This window comes from Litoribrevibacter euphylliae, assembly GCF_042646085.1.
Lineage (GTDB): Bacteria > Pseudomonadota > Gammaproteobacteria > Pseudomonadales > Litoribrevibacteraceae > Litoribrevibacter > Litoribrevibacter euphylliae.
In genome coordinates this window covers 635,212-658,496 of record NZ_JBHRSZ010000002.1, presented here as the reverse complement: position 1 = coordinate 658,496, position 23,285 = coordinate 635,212, and the positions used below count along the sequence as shown (strand labels likewise).

General features: G+C 38.6%; 19 protein-coding genes, 1 tRNA gene and 2 pseudogenes. 14 read left to right on the top strand and 8 right to left on the bottom strand.

Going from position 1 to position 23,285, the window contains the following annotated elements:
• Window positions 1–9 precede the first annotated feature (9 nt).
• From ACFOEK_RS04645 to ACFOEK_RS04600, 10 genes and pseudogenes are all read left to right on the top strand, one after another.
• Complete coding sequence (locus ACFOEK_RS04645; RefSeq protein ID WP_386716864.1) at window positions 10–522, top strand: acyltransferase; 513 nt, start codon at window positions 10–12, stop codon at window positions 520–522.
• Window positions 503–1,597 (top strand): hypothetical protein, encoded by a 1,095-nt coding sequence (locus ACFOEK_RS04640; protein WP_386716861.1) that lies wholly within the window; start codon window positions 503–505, stop codon window positions 1,595–1,597. The genes ACFOEK_RS04645 and ACFOEK_RS04640 overlap by 20 nt, the downstream gene beginning before the upstream one ends.
• Window positions 1,590–2,861 (top strand): glycosyltransferase family 2 protein, encoded by a 1,272-nt coding sequence (locus tag ACFOEK_RS04635; protein WP_386716858.1) that lies wholly within the window; start codon window positions 1,590–1,592, stop codon window positions 2,859–2,861. Before ACFOEK_RS04640 ends, ACFOEK_RS04635 begins: the two co-directional genes overlap by 8 nt.
• The gene (locus tag ACFOEK_RS04630) at window positions 2,861–3,838 is read left to right on the top strand and encodes a sulfotransferase family protein (protein ID WP_386716855.1); all 978 of its coding nucleotides are present in this window, start codon (window positions 2,861–2,863) and stop codon (window positions 3,836–3,838) included. The genes ACFOEK_RS04635 and ACFOEK_RS04630 overlap by 1 nt, the downstream gene beginning before the upstream one ends.
• Window position 3,839: 1 nt before the next feature.
• Window positions 3,840–5,126 carry a DUF4910 domain-containing protein gene (locus ACFOEK_RS04625; protein ID WP_386716853.1) on the top strand — a complete coding sequence of 429 codons (1,287 nt, stop codon included), beginning with the start codon at window positions 3,840–3,842 and terminating at the stop codon, window positions 5,124–5,126.
• 16 nt (window positions 5,127–5,142) lie between these two features.
• Window positions 5,143–6,393 carry a hypothetical protein gene (locus tag ACFOEK_RS04620; RefSeq protein ID WP_386716850.1) on the top strand — a complete coding sequence of 417 codons (1,251 nt, stop codon included), beginning with the start codon at window positions 5,143–5,145 and terminating at the stop codon, window positions 6,391–6,393.
• The gene (locus ACFOEK_RS04615; RefSeq protein ID WP_386716847.1) at window positions 6,383–7,681 is read left to right on the top strand and encodes a hypothetical protein; all 1,299 of its coding nucleotides are present in this window, start codon (window positions 6,383–6,385) and stop codon (window positions 7,679–7,681) included. The genes ACFOEK_RS04620 and ACFOEK_RS04615 overlap by 11 nt, the downstream gene beginning before the upstream one ends.
• A gap of 2 nt (window positions 7,682–7,683) precedes the next feature.
• The gene (locus ACFOEK_RS04610) at window positions 7,684–8,343 is read left to right on the top strand and encodes a class I SAM-dependent methyltransferase (RefSeq protein WP_386716844.1); all 660 of its coding nucleotides are present in this window, start codon (window positions 7,684–7,686) and stop codon (window positions 8,341–8,343) included.
• 10 nt (window positions 8,344–8,353) lie between these two features.
• The gene (locus ACFOEK_RS04605) at window positions 8,354–10,291 is read left to right on the top strand and encodes an acyltransferase family protein (protein WP_386716841.1); all 1,938 of its coding nucleotides are present in this window, start codon (window positions 8,354–8,356) and stop codon (window positions 10,289–10,291) included.
• Between the two features lie 132 nt (window positions 10,292–10,423).
• Window positions 10,424–11,359 (top strand): annotated as a pseudogene (locus ACFOEK_RS04600) (IS30 family transposase).
• A gap of 40 nt (window positions 11,360–11,399) precedes the next feature.
• Here ACFOEK_RS04600 and wecA read toward each other — a convergent pair.
• The gene (wecA, locus tag ACFOEK_RS04595) at window positions 11,400–12,440 is read right to left on the bottom strand and encodes a UDP-N-acetylglucosamine--undecaprenyl-phosphate N-acetylglucosaminephosphotransferase (protein ID WP_386716838.1); all 1,041 of its coding nucleotides are present in this window, start codon (window positions 12,438–12,440) and stop codon (window positions 11,400–11,402) included.
• Between the two features lie 511 nt (window positions 12,441–12,951).
• On the opposite strand from wecA, the gene cysC reads away from it, so the two are divergent.
• Both cysC and ACFOEK_RS04585 read left to right on the top strand, forming a co-directional pair.
• The gene (cysC, locus tag ACFOEK_RS04590; protein WP_386716835.1) at window positions 12,952–13,557 is read left to right on the top strand and encodes an adenylyl-sulfate kinase; all 606 of its coding nucleotides are present in this window, start codon (window positions 12,952–12,954) and stop codon (window positions 13,555–13,557) included.
• 106 nt (window positions 13,558–13,663) lie between these two features.
• Window positions 13,664–14,062: pseudogene (locus ACFOEK_RS04585) on the top strand (helix-turn-helix domain-containing protein); the annotation flags it as partial.
• A 305-nt stretch (window positions 14,063–14,367) separates the two neighbouring features.
• Here ACFOEK_RS04585 and ACFOEK_RS04580 read toward each other — a convergent pair.
• The 5 genes from ACFOEK_RS04580 to ACFOEK_RS04560 form a co-directional block, all read right to left on the bottom strand.
• Window positions 14,368–14,454 (bottom strand) — tRNA-Leu (locus ACFOEK_RS04580).
• A gap of 134 nt (window positions 14,455–14,588) precedes the next feature.
• Window positions 14,589–15,722 (bottom strand): LPS O-antigen chain length determinant protein WzzB, encoded by a 1,134-nt coding sequence (locus tag ACFOEK_RS04575; RefSeq protein ID WP_386716833.1) that lies wholly within the window; start codon window positions 15,720–15,722, stop codon window positions 14,589–14,591.
• A 153-nt stretch (window positions 15,723–15,875) separates the two neighbouring features.
• On the bottom strand, window positions 15,876–16,691 hold the full coding sequence (locus ACFOEK_RS04570; RefSeq protein WP_386716830.1) for an outer membrane lipoprotein-sorting protein: 816 nt from the start codon (window positions 16,689–16,691) through the stop codon (window positions 15,876–15,878).
• On the bottom strand, window positions 16,678–19,149 hold the full coding sequence (locus ACFOEK_RS04565) for an efflux RND transporter permease subunit (protein WP_386716827.1): 2,472 nt from the start codon (window positions 19,147–19,149) through the stop codon (window positions 16,678–16,680). Before ACFOEK_RS04565 ends, ACFOEK_RS04570 begins: the two co-directional genes overlap by 14 nt.
• Window positions 19,150–19,474: 325 nt before the next feature.
• Window positions 19,475–20,371, bottom strand: coding sequence for a LysR substrate-binding domain-containing protein (locus tag ACFOEK_RS04560; protein WP_386716824.1), 897 nt, complete (start codon window positions 20,369–20,371; stop codon window positions 19,475–19,477).
• Between the two features lie 201 nt (window positions 20,372–20,572).
• Here ACFOEK_RS04560 and ACFOEK_RS04555 point away from each other — a divergent pair, with 201 nt between their 5' ends.
• Window positions 20,573–20,806: a hypothetical protein gene (locus ACFOEK_RS04555; protein WP_386716821.1), complete on the top strand. Its 234-nt coding sequence runs from the start codon at window positions 20,573–20,575 to the stop codon at window positions 20,804–20,806.
• Between the two features lie 119 nt (window positions 20,807–20,925).
• A complete protein-coding gene (locus tag ACFOEK_RS04550; protein ID WP_386716818.1) occupies window positions 20,926–21,753 on the top strand; it encodes a hypothetical protein in 828 nt (275 codons plus the stop codon).
• A 27-nt stretch (window positions 21,754–21,780) separates the two neighbouring features.
• On the opposite strand, the gene ACFOEK_RS04545 is transcribed toward ACFOEK_RS04550, so the two are convergent.
• Both ACFOEK_RS04545 and ACFOEK_RS04540 read right to left on the bottom strand, forming a co-directional pair.
• Window positions 21,781–22,530: an acyltransferase gene (locus tag ACFOEK_RS04545; protein WP_386716816.1), complete on the bottom strand. Its 750-nt coding sequence runs from the start codon at window positions 22,528–22,530 to the stop codon at window positions 21,781–21,783.
• A gap of 45 nt (window positions 22,531–22,575) precedes the next feature.
• Window positions 22,576–23,265 carry a hypothetical protein gene (locus ACFOEK_RS04540; protein WP_386716813.1) on the bottom strand — a complete coding sequence of 230 codons (690 nt, stop codon included), beginning with the start codon at window positions 23,263–23,265 and terminating at the stop codon, window positions 22,576–22,578.
• Between the last annotated feature and the right edge of the window lie 20 nt (window positions 23,266–23,285).

The window sequence follows — 23,285 nt, the reverse complement described above, 5'->3', positions numbered from 1 at the left end:
TGTGTCGCTATGTATTTGAAATATGCAATATGGATCTTAAGATATAGCCTTTATCGTTTTGTTTATGGTTTATCCGGCGATCTTAAGAGCTACATTGGTGCACCTGTTTTTCCTTATCGATTAAGAAATAGAATAATCGTAAAAGGTTCGTTAGGGTTGTTTCCTAATTGGAGGATTGAATTCCAGGGACAAGGGAAGATCTATGTAGATGGCCTTGTAAGGATTGGGCAGAATTTTCATTGTATTGTTGGTAGTGATGTTCTATTAAAGAATGGTGTTACTCTAGCCCCCGATGTGTATATTAGTACATATGAGACTAATCATCGAAATGGACACGAGCTTTCAGTACCTGAAAGACCTGTTATTCAGAAAAAGGTTACGATTAATGAGCATGCGTTTATTGGCAAGAATTCATTGATAATGCCTGGAGTAACTATTGGCCGAGGAGCTGTAGTGGGAGCTAATTCTGTGGTTACAAGGGATATCGGTGAAGGTGAGATTTTTGTTTCTAAGCAAAAGTGAGGTTTTTCAAGATTTTGAAACGGGCTTGAAGAATAGCACTATAAATACGGAGATTTTAAGAAATGCATCTCAAAGAGAAATTGATAAAAGCAGAAGCTTGAAATCTGTCTTAGGGGTTTTTTTGTTGCTTTTTCTAAGGTTAATGAAAGGAAAAAGTAGTAAACAGAGTTACGAGGAAGTAGGTTTTCATTGGTCAAATCACTCGATTGATTATAACTCTTCACAGGTACTTAATCTTAATTATCAAACTCCTTTAGAGTTTTCTAGAAATTATCATTTGCTTTCAGTGCTCAAATTAATGAGCGTACTTTATGGAGGCTTGTTGTTTAGTAATAAATTTAGAAAATACGGTATAAGTCGTGGCGAGGCTTTATTATTTAGTTTTGAATACGCATTTATATATGATGTACTCGTTAACCATAATGTTAGTCTAGCCTTTTCTTTTGGTACTTTTTGTAGGCGAATGCAGTTTATAGGGGTCATTTGCAAGCGGAATAATATTGAGCATGAGGTTTATCAACATGGCGCGCTCAGAAAACTAGACGGTATCAAGAGAACATATATAACGAAGTTTCATATGAAATTTTCTGAAAAGTCAGAAATTTTGAATTCGTATTTTATTGGCTATAAGGGTGATGATGATTATGTAGTTTCTACTTTAAATAGGGAACCAAAGTTTAAACAGACTCCTGGAAGAATTAGTGACTCTATCTATTTTGCTACTAATCCAAATCATTTGGAAATTAATTTGAGCTTGGTGAAATTACTGGTTGATAACTTTCCTCATTTAACAGTTTACGTTAGTCCTCATCCTAGAGAGGATTTTTCGGAATATTTAGATTTATATCCCGGCAATAGTAATTATATTGTGACAGGTGATAAGTTTAAAGGTTGTTCGTTATATATATTTAGACCATCAAGTATAATTGTAGAAGCAAGTGAAGAGGAGATTCCTTTTGTGGTTTATCTTTCTGAGAAAGATAGGTATGAACACTATATGGAAGGTGTTTCTTTGGGGGTTTTAAAGGGTTTAGATGGTATAGAGCTGTTTGTTAGGGATTTTTTCTATGGGTAGTCATAAAATTACAATTTATTTACTTAATTATAATTATAAGAGATTTCTCCCAAAAGCTATCGATAGTATATTGAACCAATCTGATAATGATTTTGATGTGATATTAATTGATAATGGCTCTACCGATGGCTCAGTTGATTACTTAGAAAAAATACGGAATCAATACTCTTGGGAGTTTTGGCAGTTTAAAAACATTCCTTTAGGTGCAGTAGGAAATAGAGTACTAAATAGCATTGATTCAGACTACATTGTTAGATTAGATGCTGACGACTGGTTGGATTCATCTTATATCTCAGAGATGAAAAAAATAATATATAAGGACTCTCCAAGTCTAGTTTTTGGTAATTTCTTCTACGTCGATGGTAAGGATAAAGTTATTGGTGAGCACCATTGCCTGAGTCGTGGACTAAATAATAATGCTATTACCCATGATGAGCCTCTACATGGTGCTTGCACTCTTATAAAGAGAGAAGATTTTCTTTCTTTAGGTGGCTACTATGAGAACTTTTCGTGCCAAGACGGGTTTGATTTATATCTAAAGCTAAGGAATCATAAAATTAGCTTGTTGGATCATAAGTGCTTTTTTTATCGTAAGGGGCATACTAGCTTGTCTACCAATAAGTCTAGATTGTTTGATACTCGAATCAAAATGATAGAGCAACGGGCCACTGAAGAAGCGCTAACTTTCCCTAAAACGCTTTATTTACTCATTAATGATTCAGGAAGTATATCTGTTAATGAAGAACGCAAGTCAATCTCTAACTTGGCGAGTTTTTTAACAGAATACAGCTCTCGTATAGATTCAAAAGTAATCATAGGGTATTCGGATACTTTAGAAAATTGGAGCGAGTTTTCTAATATACCTCTCGATCAGTGGACTGAATCTGAAGCCCAGGAAATTTCAAGTCACCCGTTGATTGAGAGGGTGGTCAATTCTAGTGAGTATGAATATGTTTGTATTGTAAATATATCTGAAGCATTGGTACCAAAAAATTATTTGCTACAAGCATCTCGTGTGGCCCAAGTGTTTAATACTGATGGCTCCATTAGTGGTTATAGGTTTGATCAGTCCCTTTTTAGACCAATTGCCGGTGGTGTTCAGCAAGTTTCTAAAGACGGTACGGTTAAGGATGTAGATAGGTGGGTTGTTCATATTGGGGGTTTGACTTGTATTAAGACTGATTCTTTAACTAAGAAGAATCCGATTTACTCTTTAATCGAAATTGAAGCAAAAGAATTAAAAAATATTGAGGAAATGATTTAATGGAGCCGTTATTCCTTTGTGGGCACAGAAAGTCTGGAACCACAATGTTGTTAAATCTATTGAATGGTCACTCAAATCTTCTAACATACCCTGAGGACTTGTGTTTGCTTTATGGATATTATCCGAAGCATATAGAAAGTATTTCAAATGAGCTAGAGCTGAAAGATAGGCTTGATTCAGTTGTGTTTAGAATGCTTGAAAAAAAAGTGGATAAGAGAGGTTATAAAGACAAGTTCTCTGTAGAAGAGTTTAGTAAGCGGTTTTACGCTAATGCCTCGAACTTAGATTATCGTAACATTAAGGCGATACTTGATACACTTTTTTATAGCTACGAAGAGTATATGGGGGGACTAGATCAAAAGTTTTCTGTCTGGAAAGAAACTAGTATTGAAATTTATGCAAATCAACTTTTTTCTATGTACCCAAATGCAAAGTTTTTACATTTAATTAGGGATCCACGAGATAACTTCGCTGCTATCAAATCAGGAGTTGCAAGTTATTATTCTAATCTGGGTGAAACTGAAAATAGTAGTCTTGCTAGTGTTCTTCATAGGGTCGAAATTGGTTTTAAACTTGCTCGGATTAATATCGAGAAGTACGGCTGTGATCGTTATAAAGTTGTACGATTTGAAGATCTTGTTAAAAATCCTGTGAACGTTCTGAATGGTATCTGTGAGTTCTTAGGAATAGAATACAGTGATGTACTCCTTAAACCTACGAGCTTTGGGGTCTCACAGGCTGGAAACAGTCATGGTGGAGAAAAAATGTTCTCTATTTCAGATCGTAATGTTGGCCGTTGGAAAGAGAGAATCACTGAAGACGAACAAAAAGTTATTGAGTTTTTCTTGGAACAAGAGATGAAAAACTGGGACTATCCTATTGAGTTTACAGAAGCTGAACTAACCGATTCTGTTTCGGAATATTATAAATGGAGTAATTATAAGTATTTTTATAAAGACAGTTTTAAAGGAGTATAAGATGTTGAGTCTACAAGAGCTCGAAAAGGTTTTTGACGCGTTATGGTTTTTAAATAGAAGTATTACGGGTGATGGTGTTCGAGAGACTCATAAAATTCTCTCAAATTATATTCCTTTGAATACCTATGAAGTACCTACAGGTACGAAGGTTTTCGACTGGTCTGTCCCAAGAGAGTGGAAAGTAAATCAGGCTTATATTATAGATCCTGATGGAAAAAAATTGTGTGACTTCTCCGAGAATAATTTACATTTAGTTAATTACTCAATTCCGTTTCAAGGTAAGTTAACATTAAACGAGCTTCGTCCTCGATTGCACACAATGCCAGAATTACCCAGCGCTATCCCATACAAAACAAGTTACTACAGGGAAACTTGGGGTTTTTGTCTTTCATTTGATCAATATAATTGTTTGAAAGAAGGTATTTACGAAGTCGTTGTAGATACTGAACTTTTCGTCGGTAGTATGACGATTTCTGATTTCCTTATTGAAGGAGAGTCTGATAAAGAGATTCTAGTTCATACCTATACTTGCCATCCTTCTCTTGCTATTAATGAGCTCTCCGGAGTGTTAGTTACTCTAGCAACGGCTTCAGCATTGGCTAGTAGAAGTGACAACTATTATTCCTATAGGTTTGTTTTTGCTCCTGAAACAATTGGTGCAATCACTTATATATCGCAAAACTTTGAACATCTGAAAGCAAGTTTAATTGGCGGTTTAATTTCGACATGTGTCGGACACGATAAAGAATATCAGTATAAAAGTTCTCGATCAGGCGAAAGTCTTATTGATAGAGCAATAAAGTGCTATTTTACCCGTAATTCTAGTAAAGAACTGATATGGAAGGAGTTTTCACCGTCAGGTAGTGACGAGCGACAATATTGTTCGTTGGGAGTGAATTTACCTGTGGGATCTTTGATGAGGACACCTTATCACCAGTATCCTGAGTATCATACATCCCTGGATAATAAAAATATTATTAGCTTTGATGCTCTTCTGGAAACATCAAATACATATGTAGAAGTATTTAAGCTGTTAGAAGAGAATAAGGTATATCAGTCCACAACCCCTTATTGTGAGCCTTTTATGTCAAACTATGATGGGCTTTACTTCAACAAAGATCATAGATTTGCAAGTGATCTTACTAAGGCAGTGAAGTGGCTTATTCACTTTTGTGATGGAAAAAGTGATTTATTTAGTATTTCCGAAAAAAGTGGTCTAGATATTTATTTGATAGTTGAGGCTGCTAAGAAGATGCATTCATGTGGCTTACTAAAGACTATTGATTAATAGTTAACATATTTATATGAAGATTACTCTCGCAGCAGTATTGGTTATCTTACTTTCGTCTATGGAGACTACTCCTCTATTAAGTATTTTAACTTTGGGGGGAGGTAACACGCTGCAATTTGTTTATGTGTTTTTTCTTCTGGTATTTTTCTTATTAATTAAATCATCAGTTAGAATACCAGATAGACTGATCTTTATTATTTTTCTATTTGGCGTAATAGAATTATTAGGTCAAATAGCTATGGGGGTTCCTTTTTCGGCCTCTCCGATGATTATACTCACTGTTTTGTCAATAACTTATTTTAAAAGTGTTGGATTTGGGTATGAAGAATATGGGCGGATCTTATATAAATATACTGATATTTTGGTGATCATCAACTTTCTTTGTTTATCTTTAGCAGTGATTGATTTTGATACTTTTTCACATGCACCTACTGCCTTACATGATGAGGCAATATATAGAAAATTAGATGTTGATGGTGAAGTTAGATTTAAGTCTATTGGTTTTTCAAATTTCTTACCTGGCTCAGAGGTAGCTTTCAATTTAATTGGCGTTGAATTCATGCCAACAGGACTATCTGCTGAGCCTCATGTGTTCTTCTCTTTAATTCTTGTGGGGTTTTCTTTTAGACTTTACTTTCAAGGATTTTCGTCAGGTATAAGTATCCTGTTTAGTTTTTTATATTTGTTTTCTTTATCTTCTACGGTTTCTTTTTCTAATCTTGTTGCGATTATGCTGAGCTTATTTTTTATTTTTATGATTAAGTTGAGGCCTTTGGTTTTAAAAAAGTTTGTCTTTTATTGTGCAGTTGTACTTTCATTGGGGGCTTTATATTCGTTGTCGTCAACCATGAGTCAATTTTCTGACCTGTCATCGTTTCAATCTGGAGGGATAGGAATATCTGAAAATCTTTCAAACAGATCTGGATATCAAAGTATTCTTGCATTCTTTAGGATATTTACGCCTAGTTTAGAATTTGGATTTATTACTTACGGTCCTTCTTTGGCTAATTCATATCAGGTGGATTCTGTTTTTTTTGTTAATTTTATACTCTATTGGTTGATTTTATTCTTTTTGTTGGTGCTTCCTTCTTATAGGTTGATAACCTATAGGGGGGCGGTGAATCACTTTTTGGTGTTTCCTGTTTACTATTTATTTGTATACAGTTTAAAGAATGTAAGTTTAGTTCTTTTTTACCCTTATATTTTTTCATTAGTTATTCTTTTTTATTATTATACTTTTAGGTTTACCCCTCATGGTCAGTAGTTTTATTAATCAACTCTGTTTAAACTTTTTCTCTAGAGCGTTGAATGTATTAGCATCTTTGTTGTTAACTTTTGTTGTAACGATAGAGCTTGGTGTTGATGGATTTGGGCGGTTTATTTTTTTGTATACCTTGGTTCTTGGGATAGGGACCTTTTCTAGATTTGGTTTATCACTAGGGTTAGTTCGATGGGGGGGGTTCTTCTATGGAAAAGGGAATTTCGAAAAACTCTCTGAAACATTTGTTGAGGTTGGTCTCTTTATTTTTTATACAGCATTATTAATGACTTTAGTTGTTTATTTTGTGGTACTTGGTTTTTTTGAGGATTTTAATAATAATGAGTTAAAGCTTATGTTGTTGACAGCTCCTTTTCACTCTTTTGTGTTTTGTTTTGGTGCATATTTTAAGGTTATAGGGAAGGCCCATGTTTCGCCTATTTTTGAAAATGCAGGTATTGTTTTGATGACATTAGTATTTTTCTATGTTCTTTCCTATTTTCCTGTTCTAAGTGGGTTTTCAAAACTCGACTTTCTCACCCTAAGCTTTTTAATTTCAACACTGTTGTTTTTTGTGATTTCTATTAGACAAGGAGCTGCGATTTTTAAACTGAAAGCTAGCTCTTCATTCTTTAGGGTTTCTTTTTTTAAGAGTTATCAATGGAAAGAAGGTATGGTGGATTATGCGATATCTGATAATATAAACTACTTTGTTCAGTATGGGATTGTGTTGGTTATTGGATTTATTCTTAGTGATTTCGAAGTTGGTGTTTTCTCTATTATTCTTAGAATAGCACTCGTATTGAGTTTTTTTGTATTGGTTTTTAATACACTTTTAGATCCTAAATTCTCAATTTTATTTTCTAAAGGTGATTTTAATAAGATAAAGTCATTTGCAAATCTTTCTATGTTATTGATGTGCTTAATCAGTGCTATATTAGTTCCTTTTATGTTGTTATTTTCCGATGCTCTTTTGATTTTTTTCTCTTCTGATCTGATTGAATACAGGAATTGTTTTTATTTTCTTTTGTTTGGGCAGGTGGTGAATCTCGTTACAGGTCCAACGGGACCATTACTGAATATGACTGGAAACCAGAATAAAATGAGAGATAATGTACTTATTTCATCATTGATTTTATCTATATTGATTATTCCGTTGACGCTCGAATTTTCTCTGTTAGGAGCCTGTTTATCCATCGCTATTAGTTTGTCATTGAGGAACGCCTTGTCTTATTTGTGCGTTAGGAAATGCCTTGGATTCTATTTGGTGCCTACTTACACAAAGGTTGATTAATTATGGTTATTAAGGGAATAAATTTTAAAAAAAACAGCGCACTTGAAGCTTATTATAACGATTATTTTATGAAACTTGGGTTAAGTAAAGAACTATCAACTCTTGATGTTGGATGCGGCTGGGGATTCTCGTCTGCTTACTTTAATGGGCGGTTTTTAGGCACTGAGTTTGATAGGAATAAGATATCCTGGGCAAAGGATGTTTATCCTGAAAAGGATTTTAGGTTTTCTGATATTACTAAAGATCAATTGGATAAGAAATATGATCAATGCCTTTCACTTACGGTACTAGATGAGATTGAAGATAAAGATGTTGCGCTCAGAAACATTATTTCATCTTTAAATCAAGGTGCTAAAATCTATATTGAAGTTAGGAACTATAATTTTTTGGTCAGAGAGCTTACAAGATATTTTAAGTTGGATGTTTATCACGCTAGAAAGCTAGAGCTAAAAGGGTTAAAAGATGTTGATCTTACCTTTAATGAGTACTTAGAACTTTTTAGAAAAAGCGGTTTAAGACTTGAAAAAGTTTATAAGGCTCAAAGACCTTTAATATCATCTTCTTACACAGAGTTTATTAAAAAACTTATTTATAATTTTATTGATAAAACAGTAAGCCATGAAAAGGCCTTTATGCTTGGCTTTGTGCTAATTAAGGAATAGGCCACTATTAATGAGTGAATTAAACTTTAGATATGACATTAATGCTTTAAGAGCTTTAGCAGTAGTAATAGTTGTTCTATTTCACTTTTTTCCAACTTCCTTTTCTGGAGGTTTCGCTGGAGTGGATGTGTTTTTTGTCTTATCTGGCTATCTTATGACAGCGATAGTTGTCAAAGGCGTTAAATCAGGAAGTTTTTCCTTAAGTTTATTCTACATATCCAGGATTTTTAGGATCTTTCCTGCTCTCTTGGTTTTAGTGTTGGTTTTATTGATTCTCGGGTTATTTATATTAGATCCAAATGAATATTCCTTACTTGCTAAACATTCTGCATCTTCGGTTTCATTTATCTCTAATTTTGTTTATTGGTTGGAATCAGGATATTTTGATCAAGATTCGCGATCAAAGTTTTTACTGCACACTTGGTCTCTTTCTGTGGAGTGGCAGTTTTATATTATTTACCCCCTTCTATTGAGATTTTTTTTAAGTAAATTCTCTATATTTAATGTTAAGAAATTAATTCTTATAATTTTTTTATTTTTATTCGTTTTTTCTATTTATACATCTTCTAATTGGTCATCCTTATCGTATTTTATGCTACCGACTAGAGCTTGGGAGATGGTTGCTGGATCATTACTTTGCTTTTACCCTATTAAATTCACTCCCACTACAAATCGATTTTTGTTTTACACAGGTTCCATAGGGATTTTAGTCACCACGCTGATAGTTGATGAAAGTTCCACTTGGCCAGGTATAGTTACTTTGTTGCCTGTTTTATCGACAATGTTAGTGCTTATAGCTGGTTATCAATCAAGTGTTTTGGTAGATAATCGAGTTACTTTTTATTTAGGCCAATGGTCATACTCAATATATCTCTGGCACTGGCCAGTAGTAGTATTTATCGAACGTTATAATTTGAATATTAAGTACTATTTTTTTGGTGTCATTATTTCTGTGTTCTTTGGATTCCTAAGTTATAGGTTTATTGAAAGCTATAAAATCTCAAAGCCTAAAAGTAGTTTTTCCTTCTTTGTGGGCAATAAGCCTATTTTATTGAGTTTGTTGTTATTTTTTTCTTCATTAGTGCTATATAAATATCCTCCGTTAGTGGCCTTCTATCCTATTCCTGATAGCGTGGTTTCTTCAATTTCCAAAACCCCTGCTCCATGTTTTAACAATAAAGCACTATTAATTAAAGATATTCAGAACTGTAAGATCTCTGATGGTAGCAAAAGCTTACTTCTGATTGGCGACTCGCATGCTAATTCTTTGGTACCTGTGCTGGAAGATTTATCTAAAGATAATGACTTTTCTTTGTATTATATTGGTATGGGGGGGTGCCCTCCAATTATTAACTCAATGACAATTAGAAAAGATTCTTCGGTTTGTTCCCATTTGAACAAGTTAGTTCTAAGTTTAATTGAAGTGGAAAAATTTGATTATATTGTATTGGCATCTCGGTGGACTTATTACTCTGAAGGGAATTACTCAGGAGCTGATATGGTCTATATTGGTGATCCTTTAGGTAATAGTGCTGATAAGGTGCAGTCTCAGAAAAATTTAGTTGCTGGTGTAGGTGACTTTGTTGAGCGTTTTTATAGTGATGGTATGAAGGTCGGTTTAGTGCTTCAGGTTCCAATGCAGAAACGTTTACCCATAAGTTTGTATTATGATTCTTTTACTGATTATAAGCTCTCAGCTGAGCGGTTAAGAATAAATTCCGTATCATATAAAGACCATATTGATTTTCAAAGTGCCACGAATTTAGCCCTATTAGAGGAGTTGGATGATGGTAAAATCGTTGTTATAGATCCTACATCTACTTTTTGCGATGAGCGTTATTGTCCCGTTGGCAATAACGTTCACTCATATTATTTCGACGAAGATCACCTTTCTGAGCAGGGCGCGAGCTTGTTAAAAACAAAATTTAGTGATTTCCTTAGTGAGTAATTCTATTAGCAGCTCTCATTAGAGTGGTTATTATTTTTAGATAATAAGTGCAACACTAATGGTTGAGCTGGTGAGAAGAGAGCAACTGCCTGTTGATGGTAAGCTTTAGTCACCACAACATAAAGAAAACACATGAGTAAAAGGCAGCTAGTCGAAGGTCAACGATACCAGATTCAAGCCTATTTATCCCAGAGTTTGAGTCAGAGAAAGCTTGCTGAGTTGCTGGAGGTTGATCCCAGCACCATCAGTAGAGAGTTGAAACGAAATACGGAGGGAAACGAATATTGTTCCGCGTCGGCGCAAAAGCATACCCAAACCAGAAAGATCAAGGCTTCCAAGTATCGCATATCAGCTCAAACCGAGTTCTATGTTCACAGTTTTATAGAGGCGGATTGGAGCGCTGAAAAAGTATCGGCTGTGCTGAATGAACTTGGTTTTCCGGTGAAGTCATGAATGGATTTACCGGTTCATTGCCAAAGATAAATTGTCCGGTGGAACGCTATTCAAACACCTAAAACAATGCGACAGAAAATACCGTAAAGGTAAGCACTAAAATCGCTTACCGATTGCTGATGCGCGATCAATTGACCTCGGGTCTTCGAAGGTTCAAGCCTGTGCCAGACTAGGCGATTGGGAAGCGGATAAGGTGTTAGGAAAACATGGAACAGGTATCATTGTTACGCTTGCAGAATGAAAGAGTCGGTTGTACTTGATCCGCAGAGTAAACAGCAAGTTAACCGATGAAATAAGCGAAGCCATTATCTGCATGCTTAAGCCACACAAGAACTTCGTAAAGACAATAACGTTTGATAATGGTCGCGAATTTACCCATTATAAAAAGATCGAAGAAGCTCTTCAGGTAATGACATATCTTGCTCATCCATACACTTCATAGGAGCGAGGGCTAAATGAAAATTTGAGGTAGTATGTTTCAAAGGGAAGCGATCTTAGGCTCGTGACCAATGATGATTTAGCTATCATAGAAAAGAATTATACCTGAGACACAGAAAGTGTCTTGGGTTTAGGCGGCTGCAGAAGGTCTATGAAGGCTTAAAAGCTGCGGCTTAGGACGAGAGTTGCACTTACGAGTTAATTTGCGGGTTTGATATCACTTATTTTGAGATTTTAAGTGTTGGCTCTGTGATACACGGTTCATTGTGTATGAGTAGAAGAAAAATAGTGTGAGCCAAATACAAAGTAACTGCCATTCACTTAGCTGGAGTTTCATTAGCACGTATCCTGTAGTGATTACGGTGAGGCAAAGCCCCAGAATAATAACTAATGTTTCACGAGCGTTATATCCATATCTCATCAGGATATGATGAAGATGATTTCTATCGGGTTTGAATGGAGATTGTCCTTTTTTTGTTCTTCTGATCATTATAGCTCCCATATCCATTAAGGGAATACCTATAATCCAAATGGCCATAACAGGTGGAGTTTGAGAGCTGTTTTGAGTGGTCTCAGCTAGGAGCCAAACAACGGAAAATCCGATAAACATACTACCAGCGTCTCCCATAAATATTTTTGGTATTCGTTTGCCAAGTAGTTGTAAATTAAAAATGATGTAGGCTAAAAGGCAAAGAATTAAAGCGGTAACATTAATGGTAAGAGGTGTGGAGCTTGAGTTGAAAAGGACGATGGCCATTAAAGTAGTAATTGTAACTCCACTGCATAGTCCATCAATACCATCCATCATATTAAAGGCGTTTATGCACCCAATGACAGCGATTACAGTAAAGACTGCTGATATCTTCCCAAGCTCTATCTCGCCAGAGTGAAATAAATTACCTAGAGTGTCGATTTTTACTCCTCCCACGTAAACCATTATTAAGGCTATCGCGGCTTGAATAACTAGGCGAAGTTTGAATGAAAGGTCTTTATAGTCATCAACAGCACCAAGAATGATCATAATCAGCGAGCAAGTTAGGAATGTCACCTGAGTAGGGCTAAGCTCGCCAGTAATTAAACTAATTCCCAAATAGGCTGAATAAATACTTAAGCCTCCTATTAGAGGAATATTACCTGTATGCTGTTTTCTCTTATTGGGTATGTCAACTAAGCCTCCCTTAATAGCTAATGGCTTGTAGAGATAGATGAAAAAACAGGTTGCGGCAAATGCAAAAATGGCGGTGATGAATGTACTCACTTCATGTCCTTGAGAGGAGTGCAGAACGTATTTTGAATTATGTTAGCAGCTAGGGAACTTCTGAACAAGCCAGTATCTTTGCCTCTCTTTAACCTATCAACTATTTCTTTCTTTTGTAGACTCCAGTTATGGGGGGGTTATCTCTTAACTGCGTTGTGGAGATCAATTAGGCCTTCTTGACACAATGTATTTGGAATGTAATAGGGCTGGCCGAGTTGTACGCTGCATCAGAGGTTTATGAAAAAGTAATAAATTGGAATGTTTGGTTCAGCACCGATGTAGAAAAATTAGGGTATAATTAAAAATAATCGATGAAAGGCTGGCATATTTCATCTGGATACAAGCAGAACATGAGGTCTTGGAGTTGTATTGCTTTGTTAGCGAGTCTCTAGGTTGGTGTGTAAGTATCCTAGAAAAAGTAAAGTCGCCATTAACTTTACTTTTATGACTTGACCTACTCTGGTGATATGAGTGTAATGTTTTTTTGTATGTATTATATTCGGGAAGTTTTATGTTAGACAGTAAAAGCACGGACGTAGTTTGGCATTCACACAGCGTTTCACGTAAGGATCGATCAGAGCAGAAGTCTCAAAAGCCTTGTCTATTATGGTTTACAGGATTAAGTGGAGCGGGTAAATCGACGGTTGCGAATTCTTTAGATTGTGCTTTGTTTAAATTAGGGATGCACACTTTTTTGTTGGATGGAGATAATGTTCGTCATGGTTTAAATAAGGATCTAGGCTTTTCAGATACAGATAGAGTTGAAAATATCCGAAGGATTGGTGAAGCATCTAAGTTATTTTCTGATGCTGGATTGATTGTTTTGTCTGCTTTTATTTCACCTTTTAAGTCGGATCGGCAGATGGTTCGCAGTTTGTTTCCGGCAGATGAGTTTATTGAGGTGTTTGTTTCGACGCCTTTGAATATCTGTGAGAAGAGAGACCCTAAAGGACTTTATAAAAAGGCACGTGCGGGCACAATTAAACATTTTACAGGGATTGATTCAGTTTATGAGGCTCCCGAAAACCCTGAAATTACTTTTGATACTTCAAGGCAGTCGGTAGATGAATGTGTTGAGCAGTTGATTGAATTGCTCAAATCAAGAAATATTATCTGAATTAGTTCAGACCAGATCTGGTATCTTTCCTTGAAAAAGAGAGGGTTATCAATTTTGATTTAAGGTGACGAAACCTGAAAATTAGAACACATAAGAGGTAACCCTCATGCTTCATGTTAATGATAAAATCGTTAAACACAAAGCAGGTCTACTGAGTCTAGTTGATGAACTTGGAAGTATATCCAAAGCTTGTAAGATAATGGGAGTGTAGAGAGGCATGTTCTATCGTTACAAAGAGGCGATGGATGAAGGTAGCCTTGAACCGCTCTTGATCAAAATCGACGAATGCCAAACATAAAGAACACTGTTGATACTCTCGTTGAATCAGCTGTGATTCAATATGTGATTGACGAACCTGCACACGGATAGGTTCGAGTGTCTAATGAGCTTCGCATGAAAGGTATCTTTGTATCTCCCAATTGTGTGATCAGTTCCGCTCCGTCATGATCTTACTGGCTTCAAGAAACGCCTGAAGGCCCTAGAAACGAAGGTGGCAGAAGATGGGAAAGAATCTGGCTGGAAAAGTTCTTAAACTGTATTTGACCAGGAAGATATCTTCTGAAAAGTCGGTAACTGTCGGATTAAGTCTGAATTACTGCAGTTCGTACAAGAAATGAAGGAAATTGATAGAATTATATTGGTCATGGGGTTGTTGCTGGAACGAGTGAATGACCGATAGTCTATAGACTTTTTTCAGATCAGCTTGCTATTGGGGTGGGGTATCCGGCGTTGTTAATGACTTAAATACAGGGGGTTAATCTAAGAGAATATTTTTAATCTTTTAAAATGAGTAGGATTCTACTATTGGAATGGTACCAGTGGGCGGACTCGAACCGCCACGACCGTGAAGTCATCGGATTTTGAATCCGACGTGTCTACCAATTTCACCACACTGGCACTTAATAAGGATATCTTTAAATAAAGCTTCCCTTGAAGATTGAGCGTATTATACGGAAGCTTAGTTCGTCGTCAACTGTTTTTGGGATTTTTATTTAAATAAAGCCCTTGTAAGTATATTTAAAGGGTTTGGATTAGCCTACAGATTCTTTGGCCTTCTTTGAATTAGACAAAGATACAACAAGTTTGTCCATGTTGACTCCATGATCCACGCTAAGGCTATCTTGTTCTTTTCTCTTACTAATAAAGTGTATGATTATTGCTATTAAGCAACCCATCATAACTCCAAGAAGAGCTGCTAGGATGGTAATTAAAGCTTTTTTCGGTTTAATTGGAGCTAAGGGTATAAGTGGATCCATTTGATAGTTGATTACACTAAACTGATTACTTAGTTGTATTTTTGTTAATGATTTTAGCTCTGCTTCAAGTTCTGCAAGGTCTTTGGTAAATATATTCAAGCTTTCTCGAGATTGTAATAGCTCGATTCTCAACTCTAAAGCTCGATATCCAAAGGTATATAAAGGTAGGGAGTAGCTATTTAGTTCTGTTGTCAAAATAGTATTTGATGTTGGCAATTCCAAATCTAACGAACGAGCAATTTGTGCCGCTCCGGAAAGGCGTTGTATTTCTCCGGTTACTTCGTTTTTAGTTGCTTCTGTTTTTTCTTCAATCTTTTTGTTTAAACGATTAATTAAGCTTTTTCTCTCTGATGAATATAGCGCAATCAAATCCGCTGTAGTTCTTTTCCTAGCTTCATCAATGTAGCTTGATAAAGTTGACTCAGCAAGTTTTGCATCATTAGCTTGGAAGCTAAGATGAATGTAATTCTGATCTGTTTTTTTCTTCTGTGATTTTTTTACAGTAAGTTGTTGTTTGAATGTGTTGAAGGCTTTTTGTTGGGCTACTGAAGAGAGCTCAGTTGATTGAGATTGATCTACAAATCTCTCAGAGAACTGGTATTGAAAGTTTTGGCTGGTAAGTGTTTGATAAAAACGATCAAATACTTCATTTGGTGTTATCTTAATCAGGTTTATGCCATTGTCTATTTTATAGAGTTCTGATTGCTTAGGCGGAATCAGAATGGCTTCCGCTTCGTATGTTGGTTCTACCGTTGTTACGTATAAAATTGCTAAACAGGTAAAAGAAACAGTGAAGGCTGCAATGATCGAGAATCGCTGTTTTAAAACAACAAAAAGCTCTAATAGGTCTATCTCATCATTTTGATGGTTACTATATGGAGTCGTAGGGTTGTAGGAGCTCTTTTGCATACGTCTTAATGCCTGATTGTTTTTTGAACGATGCGGATTGTACCAGTCCTTATCTGGATAGCAAGGAAAGTAAGAAAAATGACGTGAAGAGATGTAATAGGTCAAAGGAGGGGAGAATTCCCTCCTTTGTGAGCGTTAGCTTGTAATTAAGTGTTATCTCGCTCGCTTTAAACTGTTTTTATTGAAATCGCCATCATCCAAGCCATTCTTAAAAGTAAAATCGCTCATTACTAGATCCGTGCTTTTACCTGTTTGGTGGTTGATCATAGTGGAGCTGTGAGGGCGCCAGTATTGGTCTAGGTACTCTTTCCATTCACTTGCAGTTAGAGTTTTTAGTAATGACTTTTTACGGTCATAGAACTCTACTTTGAGTGTGCGGTATTCTTCTTGATCCACCCAAGCCAGTTGTTTGGTGTAGCCTGAATATTTATCCACAGGGTAGCGTTCAACCACAAAGCATTTTTGGCCATTAAGCTCTTCTTCTTTGATGAACTTGTAGGTGTACTTTTCCACTTCTTGTGGTGTCATGTCTTCGAACGCAAATTCACTGCCCATGAATGGACCTGATTTGTTGCGACTGGCGATGCGTTTTACTCGACCTAATTTTGGTAGGTACAGCCATTGATCATCAGCATCTACTTTGTGTGAAAAGGATAAAAGTGCGGTGCCTTTAACATCTCGTGGTGAGTTAAATACGGTCAGACTTTTGTCGCCATCGTCTGCCACTTCTAATGCTTTTACAGACAATTCACGAGAGGTTTCATCGCCACGTTTGTTTCTTAAAATCATCGTCATGCTAGCAGCTGAATCTTGCCAGCCGGTATTGCGACGATCTGCTTCCTGAGCAATAGCCAAACCTTTCTCTTCTGCGGTTTGTGCATAGACCGTTGAGATTGATGTAACAGCGGTCGTCAGCATCAGTCCTGCAACTGCTGTGATCTGACGTAAAGATGGATTAGGCCATTTCATGCTCAGGCTCCTTATTGAGGCTTTGGTTTGATTTAGAATTTGTATTTTGTTTGCTAGACAATGGTCCGTTTCCCGAATCTTGCTTGCGATTCTTCTGACGTTCAGATAGATACTTCAGCAAAGATGGTAGGAATAGGAAGTCGATGACTAAAGCAATCACAATGGTAATTGCTGTCATTAAGCCCATCTGAGAGTTCATGCTGAAATCCGAGAAAGCTAGAATACCGAAGTTCACACATAAAATTGCAGTAGTCACGATGAGAGCAATACCAACCGTATTAAATGCATAGTGAATGGCTTCGTCGGTTGATAAACCTTGTTCACGTTTTGCGCGTAAGTACTTGCTCAGCAAGTGAACGGTATAGTCTACGACAATGCCAAGCGTCATACATGTCACAATGGAAAGTGATACGCCGACGCGGCCTGAGAAAATGCCCCAAACGCCGAACGCAATCGCGGCTGGCGCAATGTTTGGAATCAGGCTTAACACTCCATATTGCCAAGACTTCAATGCAATCGCTAACACCAGCGAGATTAAAACGATGGCTAGTGCGGTGCCTTCCAGCATGCTGCTGATGTTTCGTTCACCGATGTGGGCAAACATGATGTCACGGCTTGATCCATGATCCATCATATGAGCTGGAAGGTTGTCTTCCATCCAAGCATAGGCGCGATCAGCGAACGCAAGGAGATCAACCGTACTGAGTCGATGAATACTCACAACAACGCGAGTCGCTGATTTGTCGAGATTGACTTGGTTGTTAAGATCCAAGCCGAACGGTAAAGACAGTTCATAAAGAAGTAAATACTGAGCTGCCAGCTCACGATCATTCGGCACCTTGTACCATTCCGGGTTATCAGCGTGCATGTTTTTATTCAGACGCTTCATAACGTGAATGAAACTGTTTACATGCGCGACTTCTGGTTGTTCAGATAACCAGTTAGTGAACTTCTCTAGACCTTGTAAGTACTCAGGGTCAGTTACGCCATTCGCTTCTCTGGCGGCCAGTGAATATTCAACCGTGGCAACACCTGTAAGGTTAAATTGAGTAAAGTCGATGGCCTGACGAACCGGCATGCTTTCGTCAAAGTACTCCGCCCAGACATCGTACAGTTCATTCTTAGGAACGAAGGCGCCGAACCCGATAATGATGGCGAGCACACCGATGAGAATAGGGCGGTACTTGTTGATGGTGAGAGTAGCTACTTTCTGCATCATAGGCAAGCCAGAATCGTCTTTGATTTTCACTTTGAAAGGCAGCATTAGGATTAGTGCAGGAAGTAGAACGACGGAATACATCCAGGCAAACACCACGCCCATCGCAACCACATTGCCCATGTCTCTGAATGGTGGTGAGTCGCTAAAGTTTAAGGTAAGGAAACCAATCATGGTGGTAAGGCTGGTTAGGAAAACCGGCTGAAAGTTAAGACGTAAACTCTCTTTAACGGCATCCACTTTGGCCAAACCTCGCTGGCTGGCTAAGAAGAAAGACACCAAGATATGGATGCTGTCGGCAATTGCTAACGTTAGGATCATTGTTGGTGCATTAGCCGCAGGTGGCGATAAATTGATGCCTAACCAACCGGCGACGCCTTCGGCGGTCCAGATCGAAGCAACAATAATAACAACCGTTGCAAACGTACCCGATAAGGTGGTCATAATACTGCGGCTCGCGATGAACATATAAATGGCAATGCCAAGAATTGCTAGTAACATCGCCAGTGGAATGAGGCTGGTTAAGTCATTAATAGAAGCTTCTTTAAAGGCGTTGTTATTGATTACCGAGCCGGCCAGATAAAAGTTAGCTATATCGCTGTATTCGGTTTCGTATTTTTTAATTAAATCACGGCCGTATGTGACAACTTCAGGGACTTCTTTCGACTTGTTTTCACCTGGAAGGCGAACCGTGACATTGACTGCTGTGACTCGACTGTCTGATGAAATCAGGCGATCTTTTAGGATCGGTTCTTCTAATGCAACTTTCTGGGCTTGTTGGAAATCTTCGTTGGTCAGTTGATCCGCATATTCGATTAGGTTTCCAACGATGAGGTCGTCTTCTTCGGCATAGGTATGCTGATAGTTGGTGATGGAATCAACACGAGATGAATAGGGAACCGTCCAGCCTTCATCAGTTAAGGCTTCGATCATCGATAAGGTTTTCTGTTCGAAGATGTTGCCTTGTTTGGATTCGATGACGAAAAGCAGGGAATCGTCTTTGGTATAGGTTTCCTGAAGATTTTCAAAAGCCAGCATGTGCGGGTTATCGTGGCTGAAGAAAATCCGGTAGTCCGTTGAGAACTTGATGTTTTGCATTCCCAAGAAACAAACATAAAAAATAGCAGCAGTTGCTAATAAGGTAATAAAACGTGCTTTAACCACCAAGGCAGCGAGACGTTCGGAGGAGTTATCAGAACGAGACAGCGTCGGAGAATTATCCGACTGATGGTGCTGTGACATAGTGCTTCCTTTATCGAGCTACAGACAAATTTTTCTTGTTTATGGTATTGGCTGTAAGTGTTGGCTTTTAGATTATTGTTGTTTTGATTTTATTAATAATTATCAAATGACTATGAGCAAGAACCCATGTTTATCAGGGTTCCGGTATTGTCCAGTTTTTGTCCTATGAAAACAAACGAAAGTTTTCAACGTATAGGTGAGAGAAATTCAACTGAACAGTGATTAAATAGTATCTTTAGAAGGTATTAAGCAAGGCTACTTAGCGATCAATGATTCATTAATGTGCTAGTGAACCTCTGAATAAGGCTCTAAGGGCGGGACTTGTTCAGAGGTTCCCTGGATTCTGGAGTAATCCTTTGACCCAATCGGAGAAGGTGCGAATCGCGGGTGTGATATGTTTGTCTTTACGATAGACCAGATAGATGGCTTCCGGGAGCTTCAACTCCTCTTTGAAGGGCCGGATTAATTCGCCTCGATCCAAACGAAGCTTTAGCAAGGGTAACAATCCAAGGGTGATGCCATGACCTTGGGCGCAGCTTTGTAACATGCTGGTGTAGGAATCCAACCAAAGGTCGGTGTTTTGCTGTTGATACTCACCATTAAAAGCACTTATAAAGCGTTGCCAGCTGTTGCTCACCACACTCGAGTGAATGAGTCGATGTTGCGTTAATGTCTCTAATGTCGGTTGCTGTGACTCGTAAAACTCCTGACTCATAATTGGGGTGGCCGACAGTGAGTTCACCTTTTCATAAATTACATCTCGATTGACGGGTTCAGTTCCAAAGTACAGCATCACATCCAAGTCATCCCGTTCGGGGTTGGCCCAGTGTAAGCTGGTTTCTAACCGCAATTCGATTTGAGGGTTCTGTTGTTGGAATTCACTGAGATTCGGGATCACATAATCGGTTGTGATCATTGGTGGGATTCTTACTCGCAATACATTCTGGCTGAACTGACGCTTTAGTCGATCCGTCCCTGAACTCAGCTCATTTAATGCCTGCTCTACGATGTTTTTATACATCTGACCCGCTGGAGAGAGTTTAATTTGGCGGTTTTGTCGTCGGAATAATTCAATACCAAGCGTATCTTCTAGGCCTTTAATTTGATGGCTAATTGCTGAGGGTGTCAGGTGAAGTTCATGTGCAGCTTGTTTAAAACTTTCATGTTCAGCAGCCAATAGAAATGCTTTCAGACTTTGTAGCGGAGGCAGGGTTTTTTTCATAGCGTACTTATTTTTATGACTCAGCAGCAATCGCTTTGGTGTATATAGATGACAAAAATTAATTGATGTGTCAACTATATTGCTTAGTGTCTTTTACATACTAACGCGAATTTACAGGTGACATGCGAGTTTAATGATTTACACTTACCCACAGAGAAAGTCCGTGATATTGGTGTAGGGCTATTGATAAAGGAAAGAGGAATGGCAAGAGAAGAACGTGATTTTTATTTACGTCCAGAAGACGAGCAACAAGCTTTTTTGGAACAGACTTGGTGCAATGAATGTATGGAAGTTGATTTGGGTATGAAAAACCCAAAAGAGTATGAAGAAAATGGCCGCGTTTTTATTGAAGGCGAGTGTTTGAAGTGCGGTAACCCCGTCGTGACTGAAGTCGTCGATGGTGTGGATGAAGAGGATGATCTTGAAGAGTTTTAATCGTCTACACTATTGGTAAGACGGAAGTCTCCTTCGAAATCACAGGATTCACCTGCGGTTAACAGTACATTGCATAAGGGGCGAGTATGTTCCAATCGTATAGGATCTCATTTTTCCTTATGCAATGGTCACTTTGTTTATGTCTCTCTTTTATTATATTGCCTGCGCTGGTGTCAGCCGATTCTCGCCCTACTGTGGTTTGCTATGAAAACCTGGATTATGTCCCTTTTATGTTGGGTGAAAAGAAGGTGCCAGAGCAGAAGCCGGGTATCTTGCTGGAGCTGTTAGATATTGCAGCGCCAGATGTAAACATCGAATATCAGCGCAAGCCATGGAAACGATGTATTAAGCAACTGCAACTGGGGCGGGTAGATGCCTTATTTGCAGCCATCTGGTTACCTGAACGGGATAGCTGGGGGCAATTTCCACCATTAAATAAGCGCACTGGTGTAGCAGCGGACAGCCGTTATCGTTTATGGCATGTTCAATATCAGATCTTTGTTAATCGAGCGTCGGGGCTAAACTGGGATGGTAAGAATTTTCATGGCCTTAAACGAGGAGGCATCTCGGCACCGCCAGGCTACGTTGCCAAGAAAAAGCTCAAAGGAATGGGGGTATTGGCCAAGGGAAGTCATATACCGCTAGAGGGCTTTAAGTTGGTGGCGTTAGATCGGTTGGATGGCTATGTAATTGAGAAGCATATTGGAATCCAGACAGTGTTCCGAATGCCAAGAGAGCTGCAAGACCGGGTATTTTATTTAGATACGCCACTGTTTGATGCCGATTGGCATATTGTATTTTCCCATCAATTCATGAAACATCATGCTGATAAAGCCCAGAAGATATGGGAAGGATTGGCTAACATTTCTGAAGACAGTCGTCAGGCCATAGTCGAGCGATACGCTGAGACCTTTTATTCCGTGCCTGACTCTTCAATACCAGACTAGCAGTCTCTTTACTCAGTGAATCCTGATTCAGGTCTCTGGGTTTTCTTCGTTTTTGCCGTTTAAAACCCATTGCCATTGGGCATCGGGTTTATGCCGGCGATCTCCTATGACTCGTGCAGGGTTACCCACTGCGATGGCAAATTCTGGGATGTCGTGTGTCACTACCGATCCCATACCAATGATGGCGTGATCATGGATATGTACACCATCAACAACACTGGTATTTGCGCCAATCCATACATCCTGACCTATGTGAATGCCCTGTGAACTGACCGCTTGTTCCCGGACTAAGAGGTCGGGGGCCATGCCGTGATTAAAGGCAAAGAAGGTGCATTGACAGGCGATGCGACTGTGGTCACCAATTTCAATGCCTTCAGAACCTCCATCCATACTGACATTATGGTTGATTGCCACATGTTGACCGATCTTGGCCGGCCCATGGAGAAATACATCCGCGGCGATGGTCGAGAAATCGCCGACTTTAATGGTTCGGCCAGGCTCAGCAAACAGTCGTGCCGTTGGTGCAACAAAGCAATTGTTTCCAAATACGACGGTCTCCAATTGAGCTATTTTCGCTTGAACAGAAGCTTGCCAAGGTTCAGCCCACGACTTCAGCTTAGGCTTTAATGAGTGATACAGCCACGGCATATAATTTAGTCGTTGTTTGTGTTGTTCTTGGTACTCTTTAGAGGTTGTCTTATCAGGCGTTGGCTTGTCAGACGTTAGATTAGACATTGATGTAGTGTGAGCAACTTCTGTGTTGTCGAGTTGAGGCATGGGCGTATCTTTTGCTGTATTTGAAAACAGGTTCAGTTGATGAGATCAGTCTTGGCAATAGCGTTGTACATCGGCAAGCACTCGATTGTATTTAGAGTCTTTGGCGTATCTTAAGCGGCTTCTTGCGTCATCGCATTTCTCGGCTTTCACGGCACGCTCGTCTCTATAGCGATCCTGTTGGTAAGGGGCAGGATTATTGGCTTGTTGATAGGTTTGTTGTTGATCCCGTTTCTGAGCGTCTTGGCAAAACTGATAATTAACTTTGAAAATTTCAGCGCCGCGGCCTGACTGTTCTACGGCTACACAATCGCCTTGGCGCAGCTTATTTGGAGGCGTGGCGATAGAAAAAGACTGGCCGTTCGTTAATTGAACGACAACCTTATGCGCTTCTTCCCCGGATGTAATGGCCCCTTCAAGACCTGCACCAACAATTGCGCCACCCAATGCTCCCCAGCCTCGAGCGTTTTCAGCAATGACCGCACCTGTAATGGCTCCTAACAGAGCGCCTCGGCCATAAGTCGGGTCAACTTTGTAGATCTGATGTGTGACGACCTTTCCATATTGAATTTCTTGAGCAAGATATACGGGCTCTGCATTGACGAACGTAACCTTGAAGAGCACACCGAACAGAAGCGATATGCGAAGAAGCTCGTTGATGCGCATGTTATCTCGGGTACGTGCTAAAAATGAAGAGAATGATCTACGATCTCCTACACTAAAAGGTATACATCTCATACACATAACCTCCAGTTGTC